Raw genomic sequence first — 23,397 nt, 5'->3', positions numbered from 1 at the left:
GTCAGTCGGCGCTGTCGCTCCGGCTGGAGACGGGCAGTCCCGGCGTCGAGCGCCCCCCGGAGGGGGTGCCGATGCCGGTCGGCTCGAAGGTGTTCACCATCGCCAGCGCCGCCCTCTGCAGATAATCCCACAGCGTCGCCTCGTGCAAGGGGGAGAGCTCGAGCTCGTCGACGGCGGCACGCATGTGCGAGAGCCACCGGTCACGGGCGTCGGGGTTCACGTGGAACGGCTGGTGCCGCATCCTCAGGCGCGGGTGGCCCCGCCGCTCGCTGTACGTGGTGGGGCCGCCCCAGTACTGCGCGAGGAAGAGCGTCAGTCGCTCGGCGGCGGGGCCGAGGTCCTCCTCGGGGTACATCGGCTTGAGCACCTCGTCACTCGCCACCCCCCTGTAGAACGCGTCGACGAGTCGCCGGAACGTGGGCATTCCGCCGATTTCGTCGTAGAAGCTCGTCTGCTCTGTCACTTCTCGTCCTCGCCGGTGTCGGGTTCCGCCTTCGTAGCGGGGGGCGTCTTCTGGTCGCCGGGGTCGCCCGGCGTGGACTTCGGTCGCTTGCGCGGCTTCCACACGGGCCGTTGCTCGACGGCCACCGGGTTCGGCCGGGTGCGGGGAGGGTTCGCCCCGCGCACCCGCTGCGCGCCCTCGAGTCCGCTGAGCGTGATCGAGTTCAGCTGCGGAAGTGTGAGACCCAGTTCGTCGATCGCGTTCTTCAGCCGCATCCGCAGCTCCCGCGCGACGTCGTCCTTGGCGTTGGCGCGGGTCTTCATGACGAGGCGGATGACGAGCGCGTCGCCCGACACCGACTCCAGACCCCAGACTTCGGGCTGCTCGATGATGCGGGAGCGCCACTTCGGCTCGTCGGTGAGCGACTTCGCCGCCGAGAGCATGGCTCCTTCGACCTCGGGGATGTCGGCGTTCGCCGGTACGGCGAGGTCGATGATGACCCGGGACCAGCCCTGAGACATGTTGCCGATGCGCAAGATCTCGCCGTTGCGGACGTACCAGAGCGTGCCGTTCACGTCCCGGACGTGGCTCACGCGGACGCTCACGTACTCGACGACGCCGGTGGCGAGCCCGAGGTCGACCACGTCGCCGATGCCGATCTGGTCTTCCGCGACGATGAAGATGCCGTTGAGCACGTCCTTCACGATGTTCTGGGCGCCGAATCCGAGGCCCGCGCCGACGGCCGCGGTGAGGAGGGTCAGCGACGCCAGCACATCGGGCGCGACGACGCCGGCGATCAGGACCAGCGCCACGACCACGATGACGACGTTCATGATGTTCTGCAGGATCGTGCCGAGCGTGCGGGTGCGCTGGACGAGCCGCACGGCCGCGAGCGGCGAGCGTTCGAGCGCCTGCGTGTCGTCGACGTTCGCCTTGTTCTTCGCGCCCGAGACGATCCGTCCCACGATGTGGCGGATTACGACGCGCAGTACCCAGGCAACGAGCACCGCGGCCACGATGATTCCCGCCGCGCCGAGAAGACGCCACCCCGCACTGACCAGCCAATCGAGGAAGGGCTGCCACGTCTCGAGCGTGAAAATGGCGGGCGTGGCGGGGGCGTCAGTGGTTTCTGCGGCGAGGACGAGCATCATCCCCATGTTAACGACGAACGCCTCGGAGCCGGCTGGGCACCGAGGCGTTCGTCGCGGCAGGTTACTCCGCGTCGCGCTCCTGCACCGACAGCGCGCGCTCGACCCCGGCGAGGTTCTCGTTCACGAGGCGGCGCAGCGCTGCGGGCGCCGACGCGTTCTCGGCCAGCCACGCGCGCGTCGCGTCGCGCAAGGCGGCATCGGCGAGAGCCGCAGGGTAGAGGCCGACGATCAGGTACTGCGCGATCTGGTAACTGCGCGAGTTCCAGATCGGAAGCAGCATGTCGAAGTACGGCTTCACGAACTCGCGCAGCACCCCGACGCCGGCGGGGTGCACGAGCCCGGCCGCGGCCGCGCGCACGATCGTGTTCGGGGCGTCGTCCTTGACCACGAGTGAGTCCCACGCGGCGATCTTCGCCTCGACCGTCGGAAGCGCGGCCTTAGCCTGCGCCGCGAACTCGCCGCCCTTCGCCGTGTTGTCGGCGGAGAGGGCGTCGTCGATGTCTTTCGCCGACACGGCACCGCCGGCGGCGAGCGAGACCAGCAGCTGCCACGACAGGTCGGTGTCGACGGTCAGACCGTCGAGCGTCGTGGCGCCGTCGCGCAGCGAGCGGACCCGGGCCCACTGCGCGTCGGTGGCAGCGGCGGAGGCGAACGCGGTGACGAACTGCAGTTGGCTGTCGCTCTCGGGAGCGGCGGCGCGGGCCAGATCCCACAGCGCCTCGGCGACCTTGGCGCGCGTCTCGTCGCGTTTCTCCGGGGCGACGTACGCGTTGGCCGCGAGCTGCAGCTGGGCGAGCGTGGTGCGCACGGTCGTCGACTCGGTCTCCGAGCCGATGTTACGCAGCACGAGGTCGACGTAGTCGGTTGCGGACGCCTCGGCGTCGCGCGTCTGGTCCCACGCGGCTCCCCACACGATCGAGCGGGCCAGCGGGTCGCTGATGTCCTTCAGGTGCGCGATGGCGGTGGCGAGCGACCGCTCGTCGAGACGGATCTTCGCGTACGCGAGGTCTTCGTCGTTGAGGAGGACCAGGTCGGGACGTCGGACGCCGACGAGCTCGGGCACGTCGGTGCGATCGCCGTCCACGTCGAGCTCGATGCGGTGCACGCGCTGCAGGGAGCCGCCCTTCAGCGAGTAGAAGCCGACGGCGAGGCGGTGCGGGCGGATGGTGGGGTAGTCGGCCGGGGCCGTCTGCACGATCGCGAACCGCGAGAGCGTCCCGTCGGTCGATTCCTCCAGCAGGGGGGAGAGGGTGTTCACACCGGCGGTCTCGAGCCACTTGCGCGACCACGCGCCCAGCTCTCGACCGCTCGTCGCCTCGAGCTCGGTGAGCAGGTCGCCGAGCTCGGTGTTGGACCACTCGTGCTTGGCGAAGTAGGCGGCCACTCCGGCGAAGAACTGCTCGATGCCGACCCACGCCGCCAGCTGCTTCAGCACGGAGCCGCCCTTGGCATAGGTGATCCCGTCGAAGTTCACCTGCACGTCTTCGAGATCGTTGATCTCCGCCACGACGGGGTGGGTCGAGGGGAGCTGATCCTGGCGGTACGCCCAGGTCTTCTCCATCGCGTTGAAGGTCGTCCACGCTTCGGTCCACTCCGTGGCCTCGGCCGTGGCGATCGTCGAGGCCCACTCGGCGAACGACTCGTTCAGCCAGAGGTCGTTCCACCACTTCATCGTCACCAGGTCGCCGAACCACATGTGGGCCAGCTCGTGGAGGATCGTGACGACGCGGCGCTCCTTCACCGCATCCGTCACCTTGCTGCGGAAGACGTAGGTCTCGGTGAACGTGACGGCGCCCGCGTTCTCCATCGCTCCGGCGTTGAACTCCGGCACGAAGAGCTGGTCGTACTTCGCGAAGGGATACGGGTAGTCGAACTTCTCCTCGTAGTAGGCGAAGCCCTGCCGGGTCTTCTCGAAGACGTACTCGGCGTCGAGGTGCTCCCACAGGCTCTTGCGCGCGAACACGCCGAGCGGGATCACCCGGCCCGAGGCGCTCGTGAGCTCCGAGAAGGTCGATTCGTAGGGTCCCGCGATGAGCGCGGTGATGTACGACGAGATGGTGGGGGTGGGTTCGAAGGTCCAGGTGGCGTTGCCGTCGCCGTGGAGCTCGGGCTGCGGCGCCGGCGAGTTCGAGACGACGGCCCAGGCCTCGGGCGCGGTGATCGTGAACTGGAACGTGGCCTTGAGGTCGGGCTGCTCGAACACCGCGAACACGCGGCGGGAGTCGGGCACCTCGAACTGCGTGTACAGGTAGACCTCGCCGTCGACGGGGTCTACGAAGCGGTGCAGACCCTCCCCGGTGTTGGTGTAGCTGCAGTCGGCGACGACGACGAGTTCGTTTCGGGCCTCGAGACCGGTCAACGCGATGCGGGAGTCGACGTGGGCCGACACCGGCACCTCGCGCCCGTTCAACGTGATCGAGTGCACGTAGCCCGAGATGAGGTCGATGAAGGTGTCGGCGCCCTCCACCGCGGAGAATCGGACGACGGTACGCGAACCGAAGACCTCCGCGCCGCGCGTCAGGTCGAGCGCGATCTCGTACTCGATGCCACCGCCCGCAGCCGGGTCGACGACGGAGCGGCGCTGCTGCGCTTCGCTGCGGGTGAGGTTCTCTCCAGGCACTGACGTTCTCCCAGGGGTAGAGGGGTCGGATGCTGCGCGACGCGGCTGGCGCCGACGACAACCGTCCCACCCTATCTCCGGGGCCGATCGGTGCGGAGGGGCCGGTTCGTTACACCATCGAGCTACTCCGGCGAAGCGATGCGCCGGGAGTGGAAGGATTGAGCGCGTGACCGCCAACGAATCCCTCCATCCAGCCCCGGCCGACGCACCTGCGACGGTGCTCTTCGCATCGCCCGCCGCGTCGTCGGGTGCGCCCCACGTCGAGACGCCGGTCGCGTACGACGCGGTCCTCCTCGCCGGATTCGGCGGCCCGGAGGGACAGGACGACGTGATCCCGTTCCTGCGCAACGTCACGCGAGGTCGCGGCATCCCCGATGAGCGTCTGGAAGAGGTCGCCCACCACTACCGCCACTTCGACGGCATCAGTCCGATCAACGCGCAGAACCGCGCACTCAAGGCGGCGCTGGAAGCCGAGATCGCCCGCCGCGGACTCGGCCTCCCCGTCTACTGGGGCAATCGCAACTGGTCGCCGTACCTCGAGGAAGCGGTGTCGGATGCCGCAGCGGCCGGCGACACGACCCTCCTCGCCGTGGCCACGAGCGCCTACAGCTCGTTCTCCAGCTGCCGGCAGTACCGCGAAGACTTCGCGCGCGTGCTGACCGAGACCGGTGCGGGGGCGTCGGTCACGATCGACAAGGTGCGCCAGTTCTTCGACCACCCGGGCTTCGTCGAACCGTTCGTCACGGGAGTCCGCGACGCCGTGCAGGCCTTCGTCGCGCAGGACGTCGATCCGTCGGCCATCCAGGTGCTGTTCTCGACGCACTCCATCCCCTCCGCCGATGCCGAGCGCTCCGGTCCCCGCGACGTCGATTTCGGCGAGGGCGGTGCGTATGCGGCGCAGCACAGAGCGGTCGCCGAGGTGGTCATGGATGCCGTGTACGCCGCCGTCCCGGGGTCGGCGGGCGTTCTCGATTGGGAGCTCGTCTACCAGTCCCGTTCGGGCCCGCCCACGCAGCCCTGGCTCGAACCGGATGTCAACGACGTGATCGCCGAGCTGCCGGGGCGGGGCGTGGAGGCCGTCGTGATCGTGCCGCTCGGTTTCGTCAGCGACCACATGGAGGTGCTGTGGGACCTCGATACCGAAGCGATGGAATCGGCGCAGGAGGTCGGCATCCGCGCGGTGCGCACGCCGACGCCGGGTGTCGACCCGGCCTATGTCGCCGGTCTCGTCGACCTCATCGAGGAGCGCGTCAACGGCACGCCCGCTTCCGAGCGCCCTCACGAGACCTCGCTCGGTCCGTGGTTCGACGTCTGCCGACCGGGCTGCTGCGAGAACGTCCGTGCCGGCTTCAAGCCCGCGGCCTCGGGCGTCCTTCCCTGATCCCGACTTCTGTCCCGACGCACTTCTAGGATGAGTGCCATGCGCATCCACATCGCGACCGACCATGCGGGTCTCGACTTCTCCACCCAGCTCCAGCACCACCTCGCGGCCCAAGGCCACGAGGTCGTCGACCATGGCCCGATCGAGTACGACCCGGTCGACGACTACCCGGCGTTCTGCATCAGGGCGGCGCAGGCCGTGGTCCGCGACCAGGCGGCCGGTATCGACACGCTCGGCGTGGTGTTCGGAGGTTCCGGAAACGGCGAGCAGATCTCGGCGAACAAGGTGCGCGGTGTACGGGCGGCGCTGGTGTGGAACATGGCGACGGCCGAACTGGCCCGCGAGCACAACGACGCCAACGTCATCGCTATCGGCGCGCGCCAGCACACGTTCGAGGAGGCCGCAGCGTTCATCGATCGCTTCGTAGCCACGCCGTTCTCGGACGAGGAGCGCCACGCTCGTCGGATCGCCCAGCTCGCCGCGTTCGAGAACGACGGTTCGCTCCTGCCCGATCCGCGCGCGGACGTCCGCGGCGGGGAGGACGTCGACGCCCTCGATCCGGAAGCGGGCTGATGCCCGCATCCGAATCCATCCGTACTGCGCCCATCGAACTGCGAGCCGGCTGATGCCGGAGGGACACTCCGTCCACCGCATCGCCCGCCAGTTCGACCGCAACGTGGTCGGTCGCCGTGTCGCGGCATCCAGCCCGCAGGGCCGTTTCGTCGACGGTGCGGCGCTGCTCGACGGGCGGGAGGCGACGTCGGTGCGGGCGGTCGGCAAGCAGATGTTCCTGGAGTTCGACGAGGACGTCTGGCTGCGCGTCCACCTCGGCATGTACGGGGCCTGGGACTTCGCCGGCGACATCGTCGTCGATCCCACCATCGCGTCGGCGAACGGTCGCATGGGTCAGACGAATCAGCGCGGCACGGTCCTCGACGGCGAGCCGATCCTGGATGCGGCGGGCGAGAACTCCCTCTCGTCGATCGGTGCCCCGAGGCGCGCCCGGGGGCGAGTCCGCATGTCGGAGCAGACGCGCGGACTCGAGGAGGAGACAGAGTGGCCACCGCCCGTCGTGGGTCAGGTGCGGCTCCGTCTGCTCACCGAGCTGACGTGCGCCGATCTCCGCGGGCCGACGGCGTGCCAGATCCAGACGCCCGACGAGGTCGCGGCGACGATCGCCAAGCTCGGCCCCGACCCGCTCGTGGACGACGTCGTCGAGGGCGAGGAGCGCTTCGTCTCGGTCGTGCGCCGCAAGCCGACGGCGATCGGTCTGCTGCTCATGGATCAGGGCGTCGTCAGCGGGATCGGCAACGTGTACCGCGCCGAGATGCTCTTCCGGGCGCGTCAGAACCCCCACACGCCCGGGCGCGATGTTCCCGAGGAGGTCGTGCGCGACCTGTGGCGTGACTGGGTGCGGCTCCTCGCGATCGGCGTCGAGACCGGTCAGATGATGACGATGGACGACCTCGACCCCGAGGCCTACCGCGCCGCCATGGCCAGCCGCGACGATCGCCACTGGGTCTATCACCGTGCGGGTCTGCCCTGTCGGGTGTGCGGCACCTCCATCGTCGTCGAGGAAGCGGCCGGCCGGAAGCTCTACTGGTGTCCCAGATGCCAGGCGTGACGGCTCTAGGCTGAGCGGATGCGGCAGAACCCGAGCTTCGCGATGACCGACGTGAGCGAGCTGCGTCGCCTCATCGCGCGGAACCCCTGGATGACCCTCGTGAGCAGCACGGACGACGGTCTCGTCGCCTCCCACTACGCGGTGCTGCTGGACGACGACCGGGACGACCTCACCGTCGTCGGTCACGTCGGCAAGCCCGACGACCTGATCCTCGGACTGGGGGAGCGGGAGCTGATGCTCGTCGTGCAGGGCCCGCACGGGTACATCTCGCCGTCGTGGTACGGCGACGTGGCCGCCGTGCCCACCTGGAACTTCGTCTCGGTCCACCTCACGGGCGTGCCCGAAATACTCTCGCCCGACGAGAACCTGCGCGTGCTCGACCGACTCGTCGAGCATTTCGAGCGACGGGTGTCCGAGCCCCGGATGCTGTGGGAGCGACCGAATGACGCGAGCTTCGTCGAGCGACTCGAACGAGGGACGGTCGGATTCCGGATGACCCCGACGAAGGTCGTCGCGAAGCGCAAACTCAGTCAGAACAAGACGCCCGATGTGGTCGAGACGATCATCGCCGAGCTGAGCGGCGACGGTTCGTACGCCCAGCCCGAGCTCGCCGCCGAGATGCGACGCGCGGCCGACGCGCGCCCCCAGCGATGATCGGGGCGCAGGTCGGCACCATCCGCGGCGCGCGTATCGCGGGCGCGGGACGCGAGCTGCTGCCGCACGACGGCGCGTTCGACGTGTTCCTGGCGGGCGGACGCATCGCCGACATCGCCCCGTCCGGCGCGCTGCGTCCCGTGGGCGAGATCGTCGACGCCGACGGGTCCTGGCTCATCCCCGGGCTGTGGGATCACCACGTGCACGCCCTGCAGTGGGCTCTCCTCTCGCAGCGCATCGACGTCGGCCGTGCCGCGACCGCCCGCGAGGCGGCGACGATCATGGCCGCCGCGACGCCGGAGGACGGACGCCGCATCGGCGTCGGGTTCCGCGACGCCCTGTGGCCGGACGAGCCGACCCTGGCGCTGCTGGACGAGGCGACCGGTGACGTTCCGGCGTACCTCATTAACGCCGATGTGCACAGCGTGTGGCTCAACACCGCCGCCTTCGCGCGCGAGGGGTACGCCGCCGACCCGTCGGGGTTCCTCCGCGAGGAGGACGCCTTCGAGATCTCGCGCCGGTTGAACGCCGCCGATCCGCTCGGGGGCGATCGACTGGTCGAGCAGGCGGCGCGCGCCGCAGCGGCGCGGGGCGTCGTCGGCATGGTGGATCTCGACATGACATGGAACGACGAGTCCTGGATGCGGCGTGCCGCCGCGGGGTTCGACGTGCTCCGCGTGCGCTACGGCATCTACCCGCAGCACCTCGAGCGCGCGATCGCCGAGGGACTCCGGACGGGCGACCCGGTCCGCGGTTCCGAGGGGGGTCTCATCCGCACGGGGCCGCTGAAGGTCATCACCGACGGTTCGCTCGGAACGCGCACGGCGGCCTGCGGGCACCCGTACCCCGACGACCCGCACAACCGCGGCCTGCTCACCGTGGACCCGCGCACCCTGACCGACCTGATGATGCGGGCGACCGGCGCGGGGCTGGAGTGCGCGATCCACGCGATCGGAGACGTCGCCAACTCCCACGCGCTCGACGCCTACGCGACCACGGGCGCGGTCGGCACGATCGAGCACGCGCAGCTCGTCGCCGCCGCTGACATCCCGAGGTTCGCCCGGTTGGGTGTGACGGCGAGCGTGCAGCCCGAGCACGCCATCGACGACCGCGATGTGACCGACGAGATGTGGGCGGCCCAGACGGCGACGGCCTACCCGCTGCGCGCCCTCGCCGACGCGGGGGCGAACCTCGTCTTCGGGTCGGACGCGCCGGTGTCGCCCCTGGATCCCTGGGCCGCCATCGCGGGTGCCGTCTATCGCACCCGAGACGGACGCGAACCGTGGCGTCCCGAGCAGAGGATCGGCGCGGCGGCGGCTCTGGCCGCCTCGACGGCCGGCGGAACGCTCGGCGGGGCGCGGATCGAGCCGGGCGCGGTCGCCGATCTAGCCCTCTGCTCGACCGATCCCTTGGAGGCGTCCGAGCTCGAACTCCGCGGGATGCAGATCTCCGCGACGCTCCTGGGCGGGCGGCTGACCCACCGGGCGTGAGACGACGAAGGGCCCCGGGATGATCCCGGGGCCCTTCGTCGGTGCGTGACCGCTTACGCGGCGAGGTGCGCGAAGAGGAACCAGCGGTCCTTGTCGAGGCCCCGCTTGATCTCGATCGCGACGTCCTGGCTGGTGAGGTCGGTCTCGTCGAGTCCGTCGACCGCCGCCTGCAGGTCTCCGAGAACGGCGTCGATGTCGGCGAGCACCGCACGGATGATGACGTCGGACGGGGCGAACCCGGCGGGAACGCTGGTCTGCTTCGCCTTCGATGCGACGCTCTGCAGGCGCGAGTCGATGGGAAGCCCCAGGGCGACGATGCGCTCGGCGGCGAGGTCGGACCAATCCTGAGCGTGGCTGACGATCGTGTCGAGGAGTTCGTGCACGCCGATGAAGTTCGCACCGCGCACGTGCCAGTGCGCCTGCTTGCCGTTCACGACGAGGGCCTCGAGCCCGAGGACGACGGGCGAGAGGAACTGCGCGGTGGCGGCGGCCATCGTGGGGTCGGCGACCGTTGCGGTCTCGGAAGTGGTGTGGATGTCAGTCATTTTCGCCTCCATGCTGGGCACATCGTGCCCCTATGAATGCCAACGCTACTCAGCCCGCTGCATTCCGCAAGCAAGCTGAGGCTCGGCTTACGCCCGCGGAAACACGCGTCGTTCCCGGCTCGAGGGGCGTCGTCGACTACCGTCGAGGAGTGCACTCCGCTGACTCTCGCTCCGGCGCCGATTCCCGCTCCGGACCGCAGAACCTCGGCGAGCCCGTCGCCACCCGCCCGAGGCTCCGGTCCGACCGCTCGCCCGAGCACGCAGAGCCGTCACGCTTCCTCCCGCATGTGCAGGGACTGCGCGCGATCGCCGTGCTCTTCGTTGTGCTCTACCACTTCTGGCCCGCTCGCCTGCCGGGCGGCTACGTCGGTGTCGACATCTTCTTCGTCATCTCCGGGTTCCTCATCACCGGCCACCTCATGCGCGAGCTCACGGCGACCGGAACGGTGAAGCTCGGACAGTTCTGGGCGCGGCGCGCGCGGCGTCTGCTGCCGGCCTCGCTGCTCGTCCTCCTCGTGTGCGCGCTCGTCGCCATGTCGCCGTACCTGACTCCCACCTCGGCACTCCCGAACGAGGTGCAGGAGATCGTCGCCTCGACGTTCTACGTGCAGAACTGGTTCCTCGCCTTCACGTCGGCCGACTATCTCAACCACGGCGGCGAACCGACCACGGTCCAGCACTACTGGTCGTTGTCACTCGAGGAGCAGTTCTACGTCGTCTGGCCCCTGCTCATGCTGCTCGCGGCGTGGGTCGCCGTGAAGTGGATCCGCGGCAACGTGCGCCGCACGGTGCTCATCACGCTGGGCGCGGTCTCGGTGGCCTCCTTCGTCTTCTGCGTCGTCTTCACGCTCACCAACCCTGCGCCGGCCTACTTCGTCACCTTCACCCGCATGTGGCAGTTCGGGGTCGGCGCGATGATCGCCCTCGTGCCGATGCTGCGGGTCCGCAATCGGTGGCTGAGCTTCGTCCTCGGCTGGGGAGGAGTCCTCGTCCTCCTCTTCGTCGCCTTCCGCTTCGACGGGCAGACGCCGTTCCCCGGATACATGGCGGCTCTCCCGACGCTGGGTGCGGCAGCGATCATCGCTGCGTCGAACACCGAGCGCTGGTGGTACCCGACCCGCGTTCTCTCACTGCGTCCGGCTCAGTTCATCGGTGACATCTCGTACTCGCTCTACCTGTGGCATTGGCCGCTGATCGTCATCGCTCCGTCCGTGCCGTTCTGGGGTCTGACGATCTATCACCGCGTCGCCCTGCTGGGGATCTGCTTCGTGCTCGCCTGGCTGACCAAGAGGTTCGTCGAAGACCCGACGCGCAGTTGGAAGGTGCTCACCTCCCGGCCCGCGAAGGTCACCCTATGGACCTCGCTCGCCGCGATGCTCGTCGTCGCCCTCACCGCCGGTGGAGCGTGGGCCGTGAACGCCACGACCTACCGGGACGGCGTGACCACCCTCGCGCAGCTGCGCGAAGACCCGCCCGACTGCTTCGGAGCGGCCTCGGTGCTCGAACCGGGGTGCGAGACCACCGACTTCGGCGACAGCATCCTCCCGGCCCCGGGCTTCGCAGGTGTCGATCGACCGGGTGACGAGCAGTGCTTCATCCAGTTGAACGACTCGCGCGCGCAGCAGTGCGACTTCGGCTCCGATGCTCCCGACGCCCCGCGCATCGCTCTCGTCGGAGACAGCCACGCCTTCCAGCTGCTCTCGACGATGCAACGCATCGCGGACGCCGAGGGCTGGCACCTGACGACCTACTTCAAGGGCGCGTGCCCGTGGAACGCCACGCCGCTGTCGACACCCGGTGCGTTCGGAGACGCGTGCTCCGACTGGCGCGCCGGCGTGCAGGAGAGCCTCGATGCGCAGGAGTTCGACGCCGTCTTCACCGCGGCGATCGCAACCACGCCGTACTCGTCGGCGGGCTACGGCTCGTCGTACGACGCGGCGGTAGCCGGTTACCGCGAGGCCTGGTCGACGATGACCGACCGCGGCATCCCGGTGGTGACGGTGGTCGACAATCCGGTCTGGGAGACCGACCCCAACAAGTGCCTGCGAACGCGTGACGCGACGGAGTGCAACGGCGCCAGGGCCGACGTCCTCGTCGACAACGACCCCTTGCGCGGGGCGGCGGACGGGCAGGACCTCGTCACGCTCCTCGACTTCACCGACGTGTACTGCGACGACGAGGTCTGCGCTCCCGTGGTCGGAGGCGCGAACATCTATCGCGACCAGGATCACCTGACCGTCACCTTCGCCGACTCCCTCGCCCCGCAGATCACAGGCGCGCTTCGAGAGGCCATGACCCGCTGATCCGATCCCGTCGGTTCAGCGGGATCCGTGACGGGAGCGCCGGAGGAGGACCGCGCCGGCGATGAGGGCGGTCAACCCCGAGAAGATGAGCGTCCCGCCGACGGCGGGATCGATCCCGGTTGCGGCCAGCGGGCGCGGCGCGGCGGCCTGCGCCTCGTCACCGACGACCTCGGTCAGGCGGACGACGGGCGCGACGACCGCCGCGGCGTTCCTCGACGCGTTGCCCGAGTACGGCGCGAGCGACAGTCGGAGCTCGACACGGCGTGCGCCCGACGGGTCGAACCGTCCGAGCGGCGAGGGTTCTCCGGCGGTGACCACCTCGCCGTCGACGCGGAGCACCAGCGCCTCGGCGAGGGCGGCATCGGCTGGGCTGGTTCCGGCGGGGCGGAAGTCGATCACGATCGCCGCTGTGGCGGCATCCGGTCCTGCGTTGCGGACCCACAGCGACTCGGTCGCCGCGCCGCCCGGGACGAGGCCCTCCGCTTTGTTGAAGACCGAGAGTCCGCGTCCGGTCACCCACGATCGGCCATCGCTGCTGAGCTGCAGCCACTGCGAGGGAGCCGCCGTGGGTGCGATGAGTGTGTCGGCGTGCGCCGTCGACGCGCCCGTGATGCCCGCGCCGGCGGCGGTCCCCATCGCGATCGCGATGACGACGGCCGCGCCACGAGCGCGGAGGCGGCGCCGGTGCGAGCGCAGCAGATCCGTCGCGAGCACGACGACGCCGTAGCCGACGATGGCGGCACCGATGCCGATGACGGCGGCCGATCGTGTCGTGCCGGGCAGCAGGCTGTTGGGATACCCGAGCAAGGGCACCGCGTAGACGATGACCCCGCGCACCTGTGCCGCGATGACCGGCTTCTCGTCGTCGACGTCGTTCGCGTCCCCGCGCGTGATCAGCATCCGGTCGCCGGTGTTGTCCTGGGTGCTGCCGACGACGCGGTGGGTGACCACGGCGGGCTCACCGGGCTCGAGCTGATAGGTGATCACGTCGCCGATGCGGATCGAGGCGAAGTCGGTCGGTCGGGCAGCCACCAGCGACCCCGGCGGCATCCCCGGGTTCATGCTCCCCGTGAGAACGGTGTAGCTCTGCGCACCGAGGACGAACGGCACGCCGATGGCCAGGATCGCGAAGAGGGCGAACGCCGCGAGAACCACCGTGGACACGACCGACCACACGCGCTTCGGCACGGTTCGCTGCGGCCTGCGAGGCGCGAGATCGCGCCGGAGCGGGAGCGCGGGGGTGGTCACTGGCATTTGAATCCCCCGAGGAGCCCGCCGATGACGCTGCTCAGGATGATGGGGGTGCCTGTGCTGGGAGCCGAGACCCACGTGCTGTTGGTCGCCGTGACGGTGACGTAGATCGCGCCGCCGCCGAGAAGGGCGGTGAGGAGCACGCCGAGATTCGTGACGAGGTTTCCCTTGATGTCGTACGTCGTCGAGGTCACTCCGGTCGCCTGCACGGTCGATGCGGAGCCGGTCGAGTTGCGGAGGGTGATGGTGTAGGCATCGGCCCCGGTGATGACAGGCCAGGAGATCTGCGCATAGGCGGCGCTGCCGCCACCTGCCGGTACAGAGGTACAGGTGGCGACGGGGGTCGTCAGCGTTCCGGCGGCCAGCGGAGCGGCCGGTGCCGTCGTGGTGGTCTGCCACAGTGCGGATGCTGCGACCGGCGCGAGCGCGACCGTGAGCCCGACCGACACCGCCCCGATCATGAGGCGGATCGCCCGTCGTCCGCGGCGCGGGGGGGCCATCACATCCCCCGTTGGAGGGCGGCCACCGTGACGACCGGCGCGACGGCGGCGCCCGCGAGCGACGCCGGCGTGTTCGCTGCCATCGTCAGTCGGACGCATACGTCGAGGACCTGTCCGGGGGTGAGTCCGCTCGACGTCGTATAGCCGGCGGAGGGGATCGGGACGCCCGTGCCGCACGGCCCGACCCAGGCCTGCATCGTGACGTAGGGGGCGAAGGAGGATGCCGTGGTGAGCGAGACGCGCAGGGTCCAGCGCAACGTGGTGGCCTCTCCGCCCTCGGTGATGCGCAGCACGTGCCCGGCGGTGGAGCGGCCGGGGAACAGCGGACTCCACGCGGGGGTCCCGTCGCGCCACACGGCGGCGACGGTGATGTCGCCCGTGGACGTCGCCGAGACGGCGACGGGGGCACGCACCGACCACAGGGCGTTCGCGGCGGTGGCCCCCGCAACGAGTGCGAGGGCCACGCCGAGAATCACGCCCCTGCGAATCGGGCGCATCGGAACTCCTCGAGGGCGGGTGGTGCGGTGGGGCACGCTGACGTCAGCTCGACGCCTGGGTCAGCGAGAAGGTGATGTTGTTGAGGTTCACCGCCGTGTTGGCGGCGATACGGTCGGGCGTGCTCGACGAGAACGTCACGGTGACGGTGGCGTTGATGGTCCCGGCCGTAGCGGGCGTCACCCGGTAGGTGTTGGTCCCCGTCGGCGTCCCGAGGCCGGGGGCGGTGAAAGCCACGGAGACGTACTGGGCCACGTCGGCGGGCACGATCGACGCGGCGTTGACGGCGAGGTTGGCCTGGATCGTGTTGCCGACGAGGGTCACGGTGACCGGCTGGGTGAGGGTCAGGGTGTCGCCGGGAACGATGCGGACCGCCGCCGGGTCGGCCACCGGTGCCGCCGGCGAGAGCACGCCGGTCAGGGTCCAGCTCGGAGTGCCGAGACCGAGGTTCAGATCGCCCGTGGTGACGGTGCCGGCCGTCAACGCCTGCTGCGTCGACCAGTACGCGTACGTTCCGCCGCCGCCGAGGAGGAGCGCGGTCCCGACGGCGATCGCGAGGATCCCCTTCGTGCGTCCCGTGCTGCGGCCGCCGGTCCGGCGGGCAGGGGTGGTGTCTTCGAGTTGAGCGGTCATTGCGTTCTCCTGGCTGAGGGCTGTGGACGAGTCGTTCGGCAAGTCGCCCGAAACGCTAGACTCCGCTCCGCCGTGCGCGGGCCGTCGGGCGCACTTCCCCGCGCGAACCCCGGTGTCTACCTATCGCCCCACCCGTGTCTGTGCTTCGGACGGGGGTGCCTCCAGTGGTGTCTCAGTAGGGTCGGGGGATGACCAGTGCCTCTGACGCCAGTGTTCTCCGCCTCGGCCGGGCGGTTCCCGTCGTCCACGACTCGGCGTTCATCGCCGCGGGCGCCCGAGTGATCGGGGCGGTTTCGCTCGGGCCGGAATCGAGCGTCTGGTACAACGCGGTACTGCGGGCCGACGGGGACGCCATCGTCATCGGGGCCGGAAGCAACCTGCAGGACAACGTTTCGGTGCACGTCGACGCGGGGCGTCCTGTACGCATCGGTGAGAACGTATCGGTCGGCCACAACGCGGTCGTCCATGGATGCACCATCGGTGAAGGAACGCTCATCGGGATGGGGAGCGTGGTGCTCTCGGGTGCGGTGATCGGCGAGGGGTGCCTGGTGGCCGGGGGAGCCGTGATTCTCGAAGGGGCCGTCATCCCGCCGGGATCGCTGGTGGCCGGCGTGCCGGGGAAGGTGCGGCGGCAACTCACCGCCGAGGAGAGGGCGAAGATCCTCCGTAACGCGGAGGTCTATCGGGAGCGGCTCGACGAGCACCGCGCGGCGGTCGAGGTCGTCGGCGACGGGCTCGAATAGGGCGGGTCGAAGCGCTACGCGACCTCGATGACGATGCGCCCGCCGCGGATGACACCGGGACCCTCGCCGGGAGTCGGCACGGGAGCGGGGAGCTCCTGTTTCGACTGCCACTCATCGCGCGCGTTGGCTGCCGTCGGGTGGAAGAGGGCGAAAACGTCCATCCACCCAGCCAACCCGAGGAGACTCGGCGACGCATCAACCGAATGGATGATCTTTGGAGGGGCTGACGGGAATCGAACCCGCATCATTAGTTTGGAAGACTAAGGCTTTACCACTAAGCTACAGCCCCGCGATTTTCAATTGTCCGCGGCTCAGCCGCAGCATCCGAAAGTCTACCGGGTGTCGGCGCCCGTTCTGCACATCCGTGCCGTTCGGCGGGCGGTGGCGGCCCCATCGTCTAGACTTCTCGGGGCCGTATCGTCGCACGTCCGCGTGCACCGCCCGGGGCGTAGCTCAGCTTGGTAGAGCGCCCGCTTTGGGAGCGGGAGGCCGCAGGTTCAAATCCTGTCGCCCCGACGAACGAGCCCCGCAGACCCCAGACCCTTCCGAACGCCGCGCTGTGCGCGGTCCATCACGAGGAGAACGAACAGGCATGGTCAACAGCACCGTCGAGAAGCTCAGCCCGACCCGGGTGAAGCTGCACATCACTGTCTCGCCGGAGGAGCTCAAGCCGAGCATCGCTCACGCGTACGAGCACATCGCGCAGGACGTGCAGATCCCCGGTTTCCGCAAGGGCAAGGTGCCCGCCCCCATCATCGACCAGCGCGTCGGCCGCGGTGCGGTCGTCGAGCACGCGGTCAACGAGGGCCTCGACGGTTTCTACCGCGCGGCCGTCGAGCAGCAGAACCTCCGCGTCATCGGCCGCCCGAACGCCGAGGTCGTCGAACTGCCTGAGCTCAAGGACTACTCCGGAGACCTCATCGTCGATGTCGAGGTCGACGTGCGTCCCGAGTTCGAGCTGCCCGCCTACGAGGGCATCACGCTGACCGTCGACGCCGTCGAGGTCGACGAGGCGGCCATCGACGCCGAGCTCGACAGCCTGCGCGCACGCTTCGGCACTCTCGTGACCGTCGACCGCCCCGCGGCGACCGGCGACTTCGTCGAGCTGGACCTCGTCGCCACGATCGACGGCACCGAGATCGACCGCGCCGAGGGCGTGTCGTACGAGGTGGGCTCGGGTGAACTGCTCGAGGGCATCGACGAGGCGATCGAGTCTCTCACCGCGGGTGAGGACACCACCTTCCGCTCGAAGCTCGTCGGCGGCGACCACGCCGGCGAGGAGGCCGAGGTCTCCGTCAAGATCACCGCCGTCAAGGAGCGCGAGCTCCCCGAGGCCGACGACGACTTCGCGCAGATCGCCAGCGAGTTCGACACCATCGCCGAACTGCGCGACAGCCTCAAGGAGCGCGTCGCTCAGCAGTCGACCTTCACCCAGGGCTCGGCCGCGCGCGACAAGCTGATCGAAGAGCTGCTCTCGCAGGTCGAGATCCCCGTTCCGCCGCAGCTCATCGAGGACGAGGTGCACAACCACCTCGAGGGCGAGAACCGCCTCGAGGACGACGAGCACCGCGCCGAGGTCACCGAAGCGAGCGAGAAGCAGTTCCGCACGCAGATGATCCTGGACAAGATCGCCGAGGACGGCAACGTCCAGGTCTCGCAGGACGAGCTCACGCAGTACCTCATCCAGTCTGCCGCCCAGTACGGCATGGCACCGCAGGAGTTCGTCGAGGCGCTGCAGTCGGGCAACCAGCTGCCCGCACTCGTCGGCGAGGTCGCCCGCAACAAGGCGCTGGCCGTCGCGCTCGGTCGCGTGACCGTCGTCGACTCCAACGGCGCTCCCGTCGATCTGAGCGGCTTCGTCGCGGTCGAGGACGAGCCTGCTGCCGAGGCCGACGTCGTCGAAGAGGCCGAGGAGATCGCGGATGCCGCGGCCGACGCCGACGAGGTCATCGAGGCCGAAGAGAAGCCCAAGAAGAAGGCCCCCGCCAAGAAGAAGGCCGCGGCCAAGGAGTAAGACCCAGAGGGAAGGGGCGGATGCAGTAGCATCCGCCCCTTTCTCGTCCCCGGGAGGAAGAGCGATGAGCGGGCAGAGCTGGCAAGAACGGGTGGATGCGGTGTGGGCGGATGACGCCCTCGCCCCCGATGAGGTGATCACGGCGATCGACGCCCTGGCCTCCGAGCGGCACGCCGACGACCCCGTCGCCCTGTTCGAACGAGCCGGTGCTCGCGACTCGGCGGGCAGGGAGTCCGAGGCCGAGACGCTCTACCGGCGCGCCCTCGAGCTCGGGCTCGACGACGAGCGCCGCGCACGTGCGACGATCCAGCTGGCAAGCACCATCCGCAACCTCGGCCAGGTGACGGAGGCGCTCTCCCTGCTGCGCGAGGAGTACGAGCGCGCCCCCGGTACGCCGATGAACGACGCGGCCGCGGCGTTCTACGCGTTGGCGCTGGTCTCGGCGGGGCAGGCCGACCGGGCCGCCGCCGTCGCTCTTCTGGCGCTCGCTCCGCACCTCCCGCGGTACACCCGGTCGGTGCGGGGCTACGCCGAGGAGATCGTGGATGGACACGCTTGATCTGCCCACGGCGAACACGACCTCGGGCCTGAAACCACGCCGGTAGATTCGAAGCCGACCCCGAGGAATCAGGAGTATTCATGGCCGAACCACTAATGGCAACCAGCGTCTTCGACAGGCTCCTCAAAGACCGCATCATCTGGCTGGGCTCAGAGGTGCGTGACGAGAACGCCAACGAGATCTGCGCCAAGATCCTGTTGCTCGCCGCCGAAGACCAGGAAAAGGACATCTTCCTGTACATCAACTCGCCCGGCGGATCGATCACCGCCGGTATGGCGATCTACGACACGATGCAGTTCGTGCCCAACGACATCGTCACCGTCGGCATCGGCATGGCTGCTTCGATGGGCCAGCTCCTGCTCACGAGCGGCACGAAGGGGAAGCGGTACATCACCCCCAACGCGCGTGTCCTGCTGCACCAGCCGCACGGCGGGTTCGGCGGCACGTCGAGCGACATTCAGACCCAGGCTCAGCTGATCCTCGACATGAAGCGTCGCCTCGCCGAGATCACGGCGGGTCAGACGGGCAAGGACGTCGAGCAGATCAACGCCGACGGCGACCGCGACCGCTGGTTCTCGGCCGAGGAAGCACTCGAGTACGGCTTCGTCGACCACATCCGCTCCAGCGCGCTCGACGTGACCGGCGGCGGCGGAACGACCGCCGAGTAACGCACCCGAAGGCGAAAGAGAGAGAACCCACATGCACACCCCCACCTTCGGAGCCGCGGCCGGCCAGGGCATCCAGATGCCCGGCAGCCGTTACATCCTGCCGCAGTTCGAAGAGCGCACGGCCTACGGGTACAAGCGCCAGGACCCCTACAACAAGCTGTTCGAAGACCGCGTGATCTTCCTCGGCGTGCAGGTCGACGACGCGTCGGCCGACGACGTGATGGCGCAGCTGCTCGTCCTCGAGAGCCAGGACCCCGACCGCGACATCATCATGTACATCAACTCGCCCGGTGGCTCGTTCACGGCCATGACGGCGATCTACGACACGATGCAGTACGTGTCGCCGCAGATCCAGACGGTCGTGCTCGGCCAGGCGGCGTCGGCGGCGTCGGTGCTTCTCGCTGCCGGCGCGCCCGGCAAGCGTCTCGCGCTTCCGAACGCCCGCATCCTGATCCACCAGCCCGCCGTGGGCGAGTCGGGTCACGGTCAGGCGTCGGACATCGAGATCCAGGCGGCGGAGATCCTCCGTATGCGCACCTGGCTGGAGGCCACGCTCTCCAAGCACTCGAACAAGACGCCGGAAGAGGTCAACAAGGACATCGACCGCGACAAGATCCTCTCGGGCGAGGAGGCTGTGGCGTACGGTCTCATCGACCAGGTGCTCACCACGCGCAAGCGCACTCCGGCGGCGCTCACCTCCTGACCGGATGCTTCGAAGCCCCCGTCGCACCTCGCGGCGGGGGCTTCGTCGTGTTCGCCTACGGCGGGAGCAACAGTCGATCTCCAATGCCCTCCGATGTCGTGGGCAGAGGTTAGGCTCGTCAGTGCGCACGGGGGAGTGGCTCCCGTGGGGGCGAAGAGGAGCCGCAATGGCACGTATCGGTGAGAGCGCCGACCTGTTCAAGTGCTCCTTCTGCGGCAAGAGCCAGAAGCAGGTGCAGCAGCTCATCGCTGGTCCCGGCGTGTACATCTGCGACGAGTGCGTCGAGCTGTGCAACGAGATCATCGAAGAGCGCATGGCCGAATCCTCCGCCGGCGTGGTGTCCGACTTCGATCTGCCCAAGCCCCGCGAGATCTTCGCCTTCCTCGAGGAGTACGTCGTCGGGCAGGAAGACGCGAAGCGCTCCCTCGCGGTGGCCGTCTACAACCACTACAAGCGCGTCCGTGCACACGGCACGATCCAGCCCGCCGAGCAGCGCGCCGATGAGATCGAGATCGCCAAGAGCAACATCCTGATCCTCGGCCCGACCGGTACCGGCAAGACGTATCTCGCCCAGACTCTGGCGAAGCGACTCAACGTCCCGTTCGCCGTCGCCGACGCGACGGCTCTCACCGAGGCGGGCTACGTCGGCGAGGACGTCGAGAACATCCTCCTGAAGCTCCTGCAGGCCGCCGACTTCGATACGAAGCGCGCTGAGACCGGCATCATCTACATCGACGAGGTCGACAAGATCGCCCGCAAGGCCGAGAACCCTTCGATCACCCGCGACGTCTCGGGCGAGGGCGTGCAGCAGGCTCTGCTGAAGATCCTCGAAGGCACGGTCGCGTCGGTGCCGCCGCAGGGCGGCCGCAAGCATCCGCACCAGGAGTTCATCCAGATCGACACGACGAACGTCCTGTTCATCGTGGCGGGTGCGTTCGCCGGTCTCGAAGACATCATCTCGGCGCGCGTGGGCAAGCACGGGGTCGGCTTCGGCGCACCGCTGCACAGCAAGGGCGAAGACCTCAACCTGTTCAGCGAAGTGCTCCCCGAAGACCTCCACAAGTTCGGGCTGATCCCCGAGTTCATCGGGCGTCTCCCGGTGGTCGCGTCGGTGTCGCCGCTCGACCAGAACGCCCTGATGGAGATCCTGACGGAGCCGAAGAACGCGCTCGTCAAGCAGTACCAGCGCATGTTCGAGATCGACGGTGTCGAGCTCGAGTTCGAGCGCGACGCACTGCTCGCTATCGCCGACCGCGCCGTCGGGCGCAAGACCGGTGCACGCGGCCTTCGCGCGATCCTCGAAGACGTGCTTGGGCCGATCATGTTCGACGTGCCGTCGTCCGACGACGTGTCGAAGGTCATCATCACGCGGGCGTGCGTCGAGGACGGCGCCGCCCCGACGATGGTGCTCGAGCAGAAGCGCAAGAGCGCCTGAGAACATCGCGGATGTCAGGGCGGCCGGGGATCCCGGCCGCCCTTCGCATTCAGTCCTCGAGTCCGCGGCGCTTCAGGAGCGGGGCGATCTCCGCGGTGCGCCCGCGGAAGTCCCGGTATGCCTCGAGCGGGTCCTTCGATCCTCCGACGCCGAGCAGGCGGTCGCGGAAGCGGTCGCCGTTCTCTCTGGTGAGGCCGCCGTTCTCGCGGAACCACTCCACCGTGTCGGCGTCGAGCACCTCGCTCCAGATGTACGAGTAGTAGCCGGCGCTGTAGCCGCCCGAGAAGACGTGCGCGAAGTACGTCGACGAGTAACGGGGAGGCACAGTCGGCTCGCCGAGGCCGATGTCGGTCAGGGCGGCCGCTTCGAACTCTGCGACATCGATCTCCCTCGACGACTCGGCCGCCGAGAGGGAGTGCCATGCCTGATCGATCCACGAGGCGGCCAGATACTCGCTGGTCGCGAAGCCCTGGTTGAAGGCCTCGGTCGCCGCGAGCTTGGCGACCACGTCGGACGGGAGAGGCTCGCCGGTCTCATGATGACGCGCGTAGTTCGCCAGCACCTCGGGCCAGAAGATCCACATCTCGTTGACCTGGCTGGGGAACTCCACGAAGTCGCGGAAGACCGCCGTGCCGCCGAACGACGGATAGGTGACAGTCGCGAAGAGGCCGTGGAGGGCGTGCCCGAACTCGTGGAAAAGGGTGGTGACCTCGTCGAGCGACAGCAGAGTGGGCTGACCGGCTGCCGGGCGATTGACGTTGAGGTTGTTCACGACGACGGGCGAGGTGCCCCGCAGAGCCGACTGGACCACGATGGAGTTCATCCAGGCCCCGCCACGTTTGGTGTCGCGGGTGTACAGGTCGAGGACGAACAGGCCGAGAGCGGAACCGTCCGGGTTCGTCACCTCGAAGACTCGAGCCTCGGGGTGGTATGCCGTGAGATCGTGTCCCTCGGCGATGGTGATGCCGTAGAGCCTCTCGGCCGCGAAGAAGACACCGTCCTGCAGGACGCGCTCCGCCTCGAACCACGGCCGGAGCGCGGCGGTGTCGAGGTCGTACTCTGCGTGACGCAGCTTCTCGGTGTAGAACGCCCAGTCGTGGGCCGCGACCTCGACGCCGTCGGAGGCGGCGATGGCGCGCAGCTTCTCGTATTCGAGCTGTGCGTTCCCCGCGGCGGGAGCGGCGAGGCGGCGCAGCAGATCGCGCACCGCGGCGGGAGAGCCGGCGGTCTCGTCCGCCGTGACATACGCGGCGTGGCTGGAGAACCCGAGGAGTGCGGCCCGCTCGGCACGAAGCCGCACGATCTCGAGGAGAACGGGGCGGTTGTCGTGCGCGCCGGGGCGACGGCCCCGCGAGCGGGAGGCTTCGAGGATGCGACGACGACTGTCGCGGTTGGTGAGCCCCGCGAGATACGGGTGACCGGTGAACAGCGGGAGCGTGACGACGTACTGTCCGTCGAGGCCGCGATCCGACGCTGCCTGAGCGGCGGACGACAGCTGCCCGGCGTTGAGCCCGTCGAGCTCGTCAGCGGAGTCGAAGACGACGGCGAGGGCGTTCGTGTCGGTGAGGAGGTTCTTCTCGAACGTCGTCGTCAGGACCGCGAGCCGTTCGTTGATGGCTGTCAGCCGCGTCTTGTCGGTCGTGCCGAGGCCGGCTCCGGCACGCGACATCTCTCGGAAGCGCCGTTCGACGAGATAGCGCTGCTCGGCGGAAAGGTCGAGCTCTTCGAGCCGATCGTGCAGGGACTGCACGCGAGAGAAGATGCGCGTGTCGAGCTCGATCGCGTCGTGATGGGCCGACATCTGAGGCGCGAGCGCCTCTTCGATCTCCTGCACGGCATCGGTCGCATCTGCGGAGGCGATCGTGTAGAAGGCGCTCGCTACCCGGCCGAGCAGCTCGCCGCTCTCCTCCAGAGCAGCCATCGTGTTCTCGAACGTCGGAGCGTCGGTGTTCGCGGCGATGCGGTCGACTTCCTCGCGCTGCCGGGCGAATCCCTCGGCGAACGCGGGGAGGTAGTGCTCCGTTCCGATCGCCCCGTAGTCGGGGAGCCCGAAGGGGAGAGTGGACGGGCTCAGGAGGGGGTTATCGGCAGCCATTCGTCCAGCCTACGTCGGAGGTCGGCGTGCCCTGCCGCGGTCACTCAGTCAGTGCAAAGAAAATGTTGCAAAGAAAGCTTGGCAAAGATAT

22 protein-coding genes and 2 tRNA genes are annotated in these 23,397 nt (G+C 68.9%); 13 read left to right on the top strand and 11 right to left on the bottom strand.

What is annotated here, in order from left to right:
* Position 1 precedes the first annotated feature (1 nt).
* From FVP77_RS07410 to pepN, 3 genes are all read right to left on the bottom strand, one after another.
* Positions 2-463 carry a globin gene (locus FVP77_RS07410; protein ID WP_147893902.1) on the bottom strand — a complete coding sequence of 154 codons (462 nt, stop codon included), beginning with the start codon at positions 461-463 and terminating at the stop codon, positions 2-4.
* Positions 460-1,590, bottom strand: a complete 1,131-nt coding sequence (locus FVP77_RS07405; protein WP_147893901.1) for a mechanosensitive ion channel family protein — start codon at positions 1,588-1,590, stop codon at positions 460-462. Before FVP77_RS07405 ends, FVP77_RS07410 begins: the two co-directional genes overlap by 4 nt.
* Positions 1,591-1,654: 64 nt before the next feature.
* Positions 1,655-4,213: an aminopeptidase N gene (pepN, locus tag FVP77_RS07400; RefSeq protein ID WP_147893900.1), complete on the bottom strand. Its 2,559-nt coding sequence runs from the start codon at positions 4,211-4,213 to the stop codon at positions 1,655-1,657.
* A gap of 166 nt (positions 4,214-4,379) precedes the next feature.
* Between pepN and FVP77_RS07395 the strand changes: the two genes are divergently transcribed.
* From FVP77_RS07395 to FVP77_RS07375, 5 genes are read left to right on the top strand one after another with little or no spacing between them, the layout of a single operon-like run.
* On the top strand, positions 4,380-5,594 hold the full coding sequence (locus FVP77_RS07395) for a ferrochelatase (protein ID WP_425463125.1): 1,215 nt from the start codon (positions 4,380-4,382) through the stop codon (positions 5,592-5,594).
* 39 nt (positions 5,595-5,633) lie between these two features.
* A complete protein-coding gene (locus FVP77_RS07390; RefSeq protein ID WP_147893899.1) occupies positions 5,634-6,167 on the top strand; it encodes a ribose-5-phosphate isomerase in 534 nt (177 codons plus the stop codon).
* Between the two features lie 52 nt (positions 6,168-6,219).
* Entirely contained in the window at positions 6,220-7,218 is a 999-nt protein-coding gene (locus FVP77_RS07385; RefSeq protein WP_147893898.1) for an Fpg/Nei family DNA glycosylase, read from the top strand.
* Between the two features lie 18 nt (positions 7,219-7,236).
* A complete protein-coding gene (locus tag FVP77_RS07380) occupies positions 7,237-7,872 on the top strand; it encodes an FMN-binding negative transcriptional regulator (RefSeq protein ID WP_147893897.1) in 636 nt (211 codons plus the stop codon).
* Positions 7,869-9,362 (top strand): amidohydrolase, encoded by a 1,494-nt coding sequence (locus FVP77_RS07375; RefSeq protein ID WP_147893896.1) that lies wholly within the window; start codon positions 7,869-7,871, stop codon positions 9,360-9,362. The genes FVP77_RS07380 and FVP77_RS07375 overlap by 4 nt, the downstream gene beginning before the upstream one ends.
* 53 nt (positions 9,363-9,415) lie before the next feature.
* On the opposite strand, the gene FVP77_RS07370 is transcribed toward FVP77_RS07375, so the two are convergent.
* Positions 9,416-9,907 carry a Dps family protein gene (locus tag FVP77_RS07370; protein ID WP_121149298.1) on the bottom strand — a complete coding sequence of 164 codons (492 nt, stop codon included), beginning with the start codon at positions 9,905-9,907 and terminating at the stop codon, positions 9,416-9,418.
* Between the two features lie 149 nt (positions 9,908-10,056).
* Here FVP77_RS07370 and FVP77_RS07365 point away from each other — a divergent pair, with 149 nt between their 5' ends.
* Positions 10,057-12,210, top strand: a complete 2,154-nt coding sequence (locus FVP77_RS07365; RefSeq protein WP_246134004.1) for an acyltransferase family protein — start codon at positions 10,057-10,059, stop codon at positions 12,208-12,210.
* 15 nt (positions 12,211-12,225) lie between these two features.
* Here FVP77_RS07365 and FVP77_RS07360 read toward each other — a convergent pair whose 3' ends face one another.
* From FVP77_RS07360 to FVP77_RS07345, 4 genes are all read right to left on the bottom strand, one after another.
* Positions 12,226-13,464: a signal peptidase I gene (locus tag FVP77_RS07360; RefSeq protein ID WP_147893894.1), complete on the bottom strand. Its 1,239-nt coding sequence runs from the start codon at positions 13,462-13,464 to the stop codon at positions 12,226-12,228.
* Complete coding sequence (locus tag FVP77_RS07355) at positions 13,455-13,961, bottom strand: hypothetical protein (RefSeq protein WP_147893893.1); 507 nt, start codon at positions 13,959-13,961, stop codon at positions 13,455-13,457. The genes FVP77_RS07360 and FVP77_RS07355 overlap by 10 nt, the downstream gene beginning before the upstream one ends.
* Positions 13,961-14,425 carry a hypothetical protein gene (locus tag FVP77_RS07350; RefSeq protein WP_187266850.1) on the bottom strand — a complete coding sequence of 155 codons (465 nt, stop codon included), beginning with the start codon at positions 14,423-14,425 and terminating at the stop codon, positions 13,961-13,963. The genes FVP77_RS07355 and FVP77_RS07350 overlap by 1 nt, the downstream gene beginning before the upstream one ends.
* A 76-nt stretch (positions 14,426-14,501) precedes the next feature.
* A complete protein-coding gene (locus FVP77_RS07345; RefSeq protein ID WP_147893891.1) occupies positions 14,502-15,089 on the bottom strand; it encodes an alternate-type signal peptide domain-containing protein in 588 nt (195 codons plus the stop codon).
* A gap of 188 nt (positions 15,090-15,277) precedes the next feature.
* Between FVP77_RS07345 and FVP77_RS07340 the strand changes: the two genes are divergently transcribed.
* On the top strand, positions 15,278-15,832 hold the full coding sequence (locus tag FVP77_RS07340) for a gamma carbonic anhydrase family protein (protein WP_147893890.1): 555 nt from the start codon (positions 15,278-15,280) through the stop codon (positions 15,830-15,832).
* A 14-nt stretch (positions 15,833-15,846) separates the two neighbouring features.
* Here FVP77_RS07340 and FVP77_RS16800 read toward each other — a convergent pair whose 3' ends face one another.
* The gene (locus tag FVP77_RS16800; RefSeq protein ID WP_187266849.1) at positions 15,847-15,993 is read right to left on the bottom strand and encodes a hypothetical protein; all 147 of its coding nucleotides are present in this window, start codon (positions 15,991-15,993) and stop codon (positions 15,847-15,849) included.
* 54 nt (positions 15,994-16,047) lie between these two features.
* Positions 16,048-16,121, bottom strand: a tRNA-Gly gene (locus FVP77_RS07335).
* 153 nt (positions 16,122-16,274) lie between these two features.
* On the opposite strand from FVP77_RS07335, the gene FVP77_RS07330 reads away from it, so the two are divergent.
* From FVP77_RS07330 to clpX, 6 genes are all read left to right on the top strand, one after another.
* A tRNA-Pro gene (locus FVP77_RS07330) sits at positions 16,275-16,348 on the top strand.
* Positions 16,349-16,424: 76 nt separating this feature from the next.
* Positions 16,425-17,846, top strand: coding sequence for a trigger factor (tig, locus tag FVP77_RS07325; RefSeq protein WP_147893889.1), 1,422 nt, complete (start codon positions 16,425-16,427; stop codon positions 17,844-17,846).
* A 64-nt stretch (positions 17,847-17,910) separates the two neighbouring features.
* Complete coding sequence (locus FVP77_RS07320) at positions 17,911-18,405, top strand: tetratricopeptide repeat protein (RefSeq protein WP_147893888.1); 495 nt, start codon at positions 17,911-17,913, stop codon at positions 18,403-18,405.
* Between the two features lie 80 nt (positions 18,406-18,485).
* Entirely contained in the window at positions 18,486-19,073 is a 588-nt protein-coding gene (locus tag FVP77_RS07315) for an ATP-dependent Clp protease proteolytic subunit (protein ID WP_116646420.1), read from the top strand.
* Positions 19,074-19,104: 31 nt separating this feature from the next.
* Positions 19,105-19,776 (top strand): ATP-dependent Clp protease proteolytic subunit, encoded by a 672-nt coding sequence (locus FVP77_RS07310; RefSeq protein WP_116646421.1) that lies wholly within the window; start codon positions 19,105-19,107, stop codon positions 19,774-19,776.
* A 166-nt stretch (positions 19,777-19,942) separates the two neighbouring features.
* On the top strand, positions 19,943-21,211 hold the full coding sequence (gene clpX / locus FVP77_RS07305; protein ID WP_116646422.1) for an ATP-dependent Clp protease ATP-binding subunit ClpX: 1,269 nt from the start codon (positions 19,943-19,945) through the stop codon (positions 21,209-21,211).
* Between the two features lie 49 nt (positions 21,212-21,260).
* On the opposite strand, the gene FVP77_RS07300 is transcribed toward clpX, so the two are convergent.
* Positions 21,261-23,306 (bottom strand): M3 family metallopeptidase, encoded by a 2,046-nt coding sequence (locus FVP77_RS07300; protein WP_147893887.1) that lies wholly within the window; start codon positions 23,304-23,306, stop codon positions 21,261-21,263.
* Positions 23,307-23,397: the final 91 nt, after the last annotated feature.

The sequence above is a fragment of the Microbacterium hatanonis genome (assembly GCF_008017415.1).
Lineage (GTDB): Bacteria > Actinomycetota > Actinomycetes > Actinomycetales > Microbacteriaceae > Microbacterium > Microbacterium hatanonis.
The sequence above is the reverse complement of the archived record's forward strand: the minus strand, read 5'-3'. Positions and strand labels throughout refer to the sequence as shown.

Coding starts and splice junctions, on each gene's coding strand:
- FVP77_RS07310 (WP_116646421.1), top strand. CDS start 19,105: ATGCACACCCCCACCTTCGGAGCCGCGGCCGGCCAGGGCATCCAGATG.
- FVP77_RS16800 (WP_187266849.1), bottom strand. CDS start 15,993: ATGGACGTTTTCGCCCTCTTCCACCCGACGGCAGCCAACGCGCGCGAT.
- FVP77_RS07405 (WP_147893901.1), bottom strand. CDS start 1,590: ATGCTCGTCCTCGCCGCAGAAACCACTGACGCCCCCGCCACGCCCGCC.
- FVP77_RS07360 (WP_147893894.1), bottom strand. CDS start 13,464: ATGCCAGTGACCACCCCCGCGCTCCCGCTCCGGCGCGATCTCGCGCCT.
- FVP77_RS07375 (WP_147893896.1), top strand. CDS start 7,869: ATGATCGGGGCGCAGGTCGGCACCATCCGCGGCGCGCGTATCGCGGGC.
- FVP77_RS07370 (WP_121149298.1), bottom strand. CDS start 9,907: ATGACTGACATCCACACCACTTCCGAGACCGCAACGGTCGCCGACCCC.
- FVP77_RS07345 (WP_147893891.1), bottom strand. CDS start 15,089: ATGACCGCTCAACTCGAAGACACCACCCCTGCCCGCCGGACCGGCGGC.
- FVP77_RS07355 (WP_147893893.1), bottom strand. CDS start 13,961: ATGGCCCCCCCGCGCCGCGGACGACGGGCGATCCGCCTCATGATCGGG.
- clpX (WP_116646422.1), top strand. CDS start 19,943: ATGGCACGTATCGGTGAGAGCGCCGACCTGTTCAAGTGCTCCTTCTGC.
- tig (WP_147893889.1), top strand. CDS start 16,425: ATGGTCAACAGCACCGTCGAGAAGCTCAGCCCGACCCGGGTGAAGCTG.
- FVP77_RS07320 (WP_147893888.1), top strand. CDS start 17,911: ATGAGCGGGCAGAGCTGGCAAGAACGGGTGGATGCGGTGTGGGCGGAT.
- FVP77_RS07315 (WP_116646420.1), top strand. CDS start 18,486: ATGGCCGAACCACTAATGGCAACCAGCGTCTTCGACAGGCTCCTCAAA.
- FVP77_RS07380 (WP_147893897.1), top strand. CDS start 7,237: ATGCGGCAGAACCCGAGCTTCGCGATGACCGACGTGAGCGAGCTGCGT.
- FVP77_RS07385 (WP_147893898.1), top strand. CDS start 6,220: ATGCCGGAGGGACACTCCGTCCACCGCATCGCCCGCCAGTTCGACCGC.
- FVP77_RS07300 (WP_147893887.1), bottom strand. CDS start 23,306: ATGGCTGCCGATAACCCCCTCCTGAGCCCGTCCACTCTCCCCTTCGGG.
- FVP77_RS07390 (WP_147893899.1), top strand. CDS start 5,634: ATGCGCATCCACATCGCGACCGACCATGCGGGTCTCGACTTCTCCACC.
- FVP77_RS07340 (WP_147893890.1), top strand. CDS start 15,278: ATGACCAGTGCCTCTGACGCCAGTGTTCTCCGCCTCGGCCGGGCGGTT.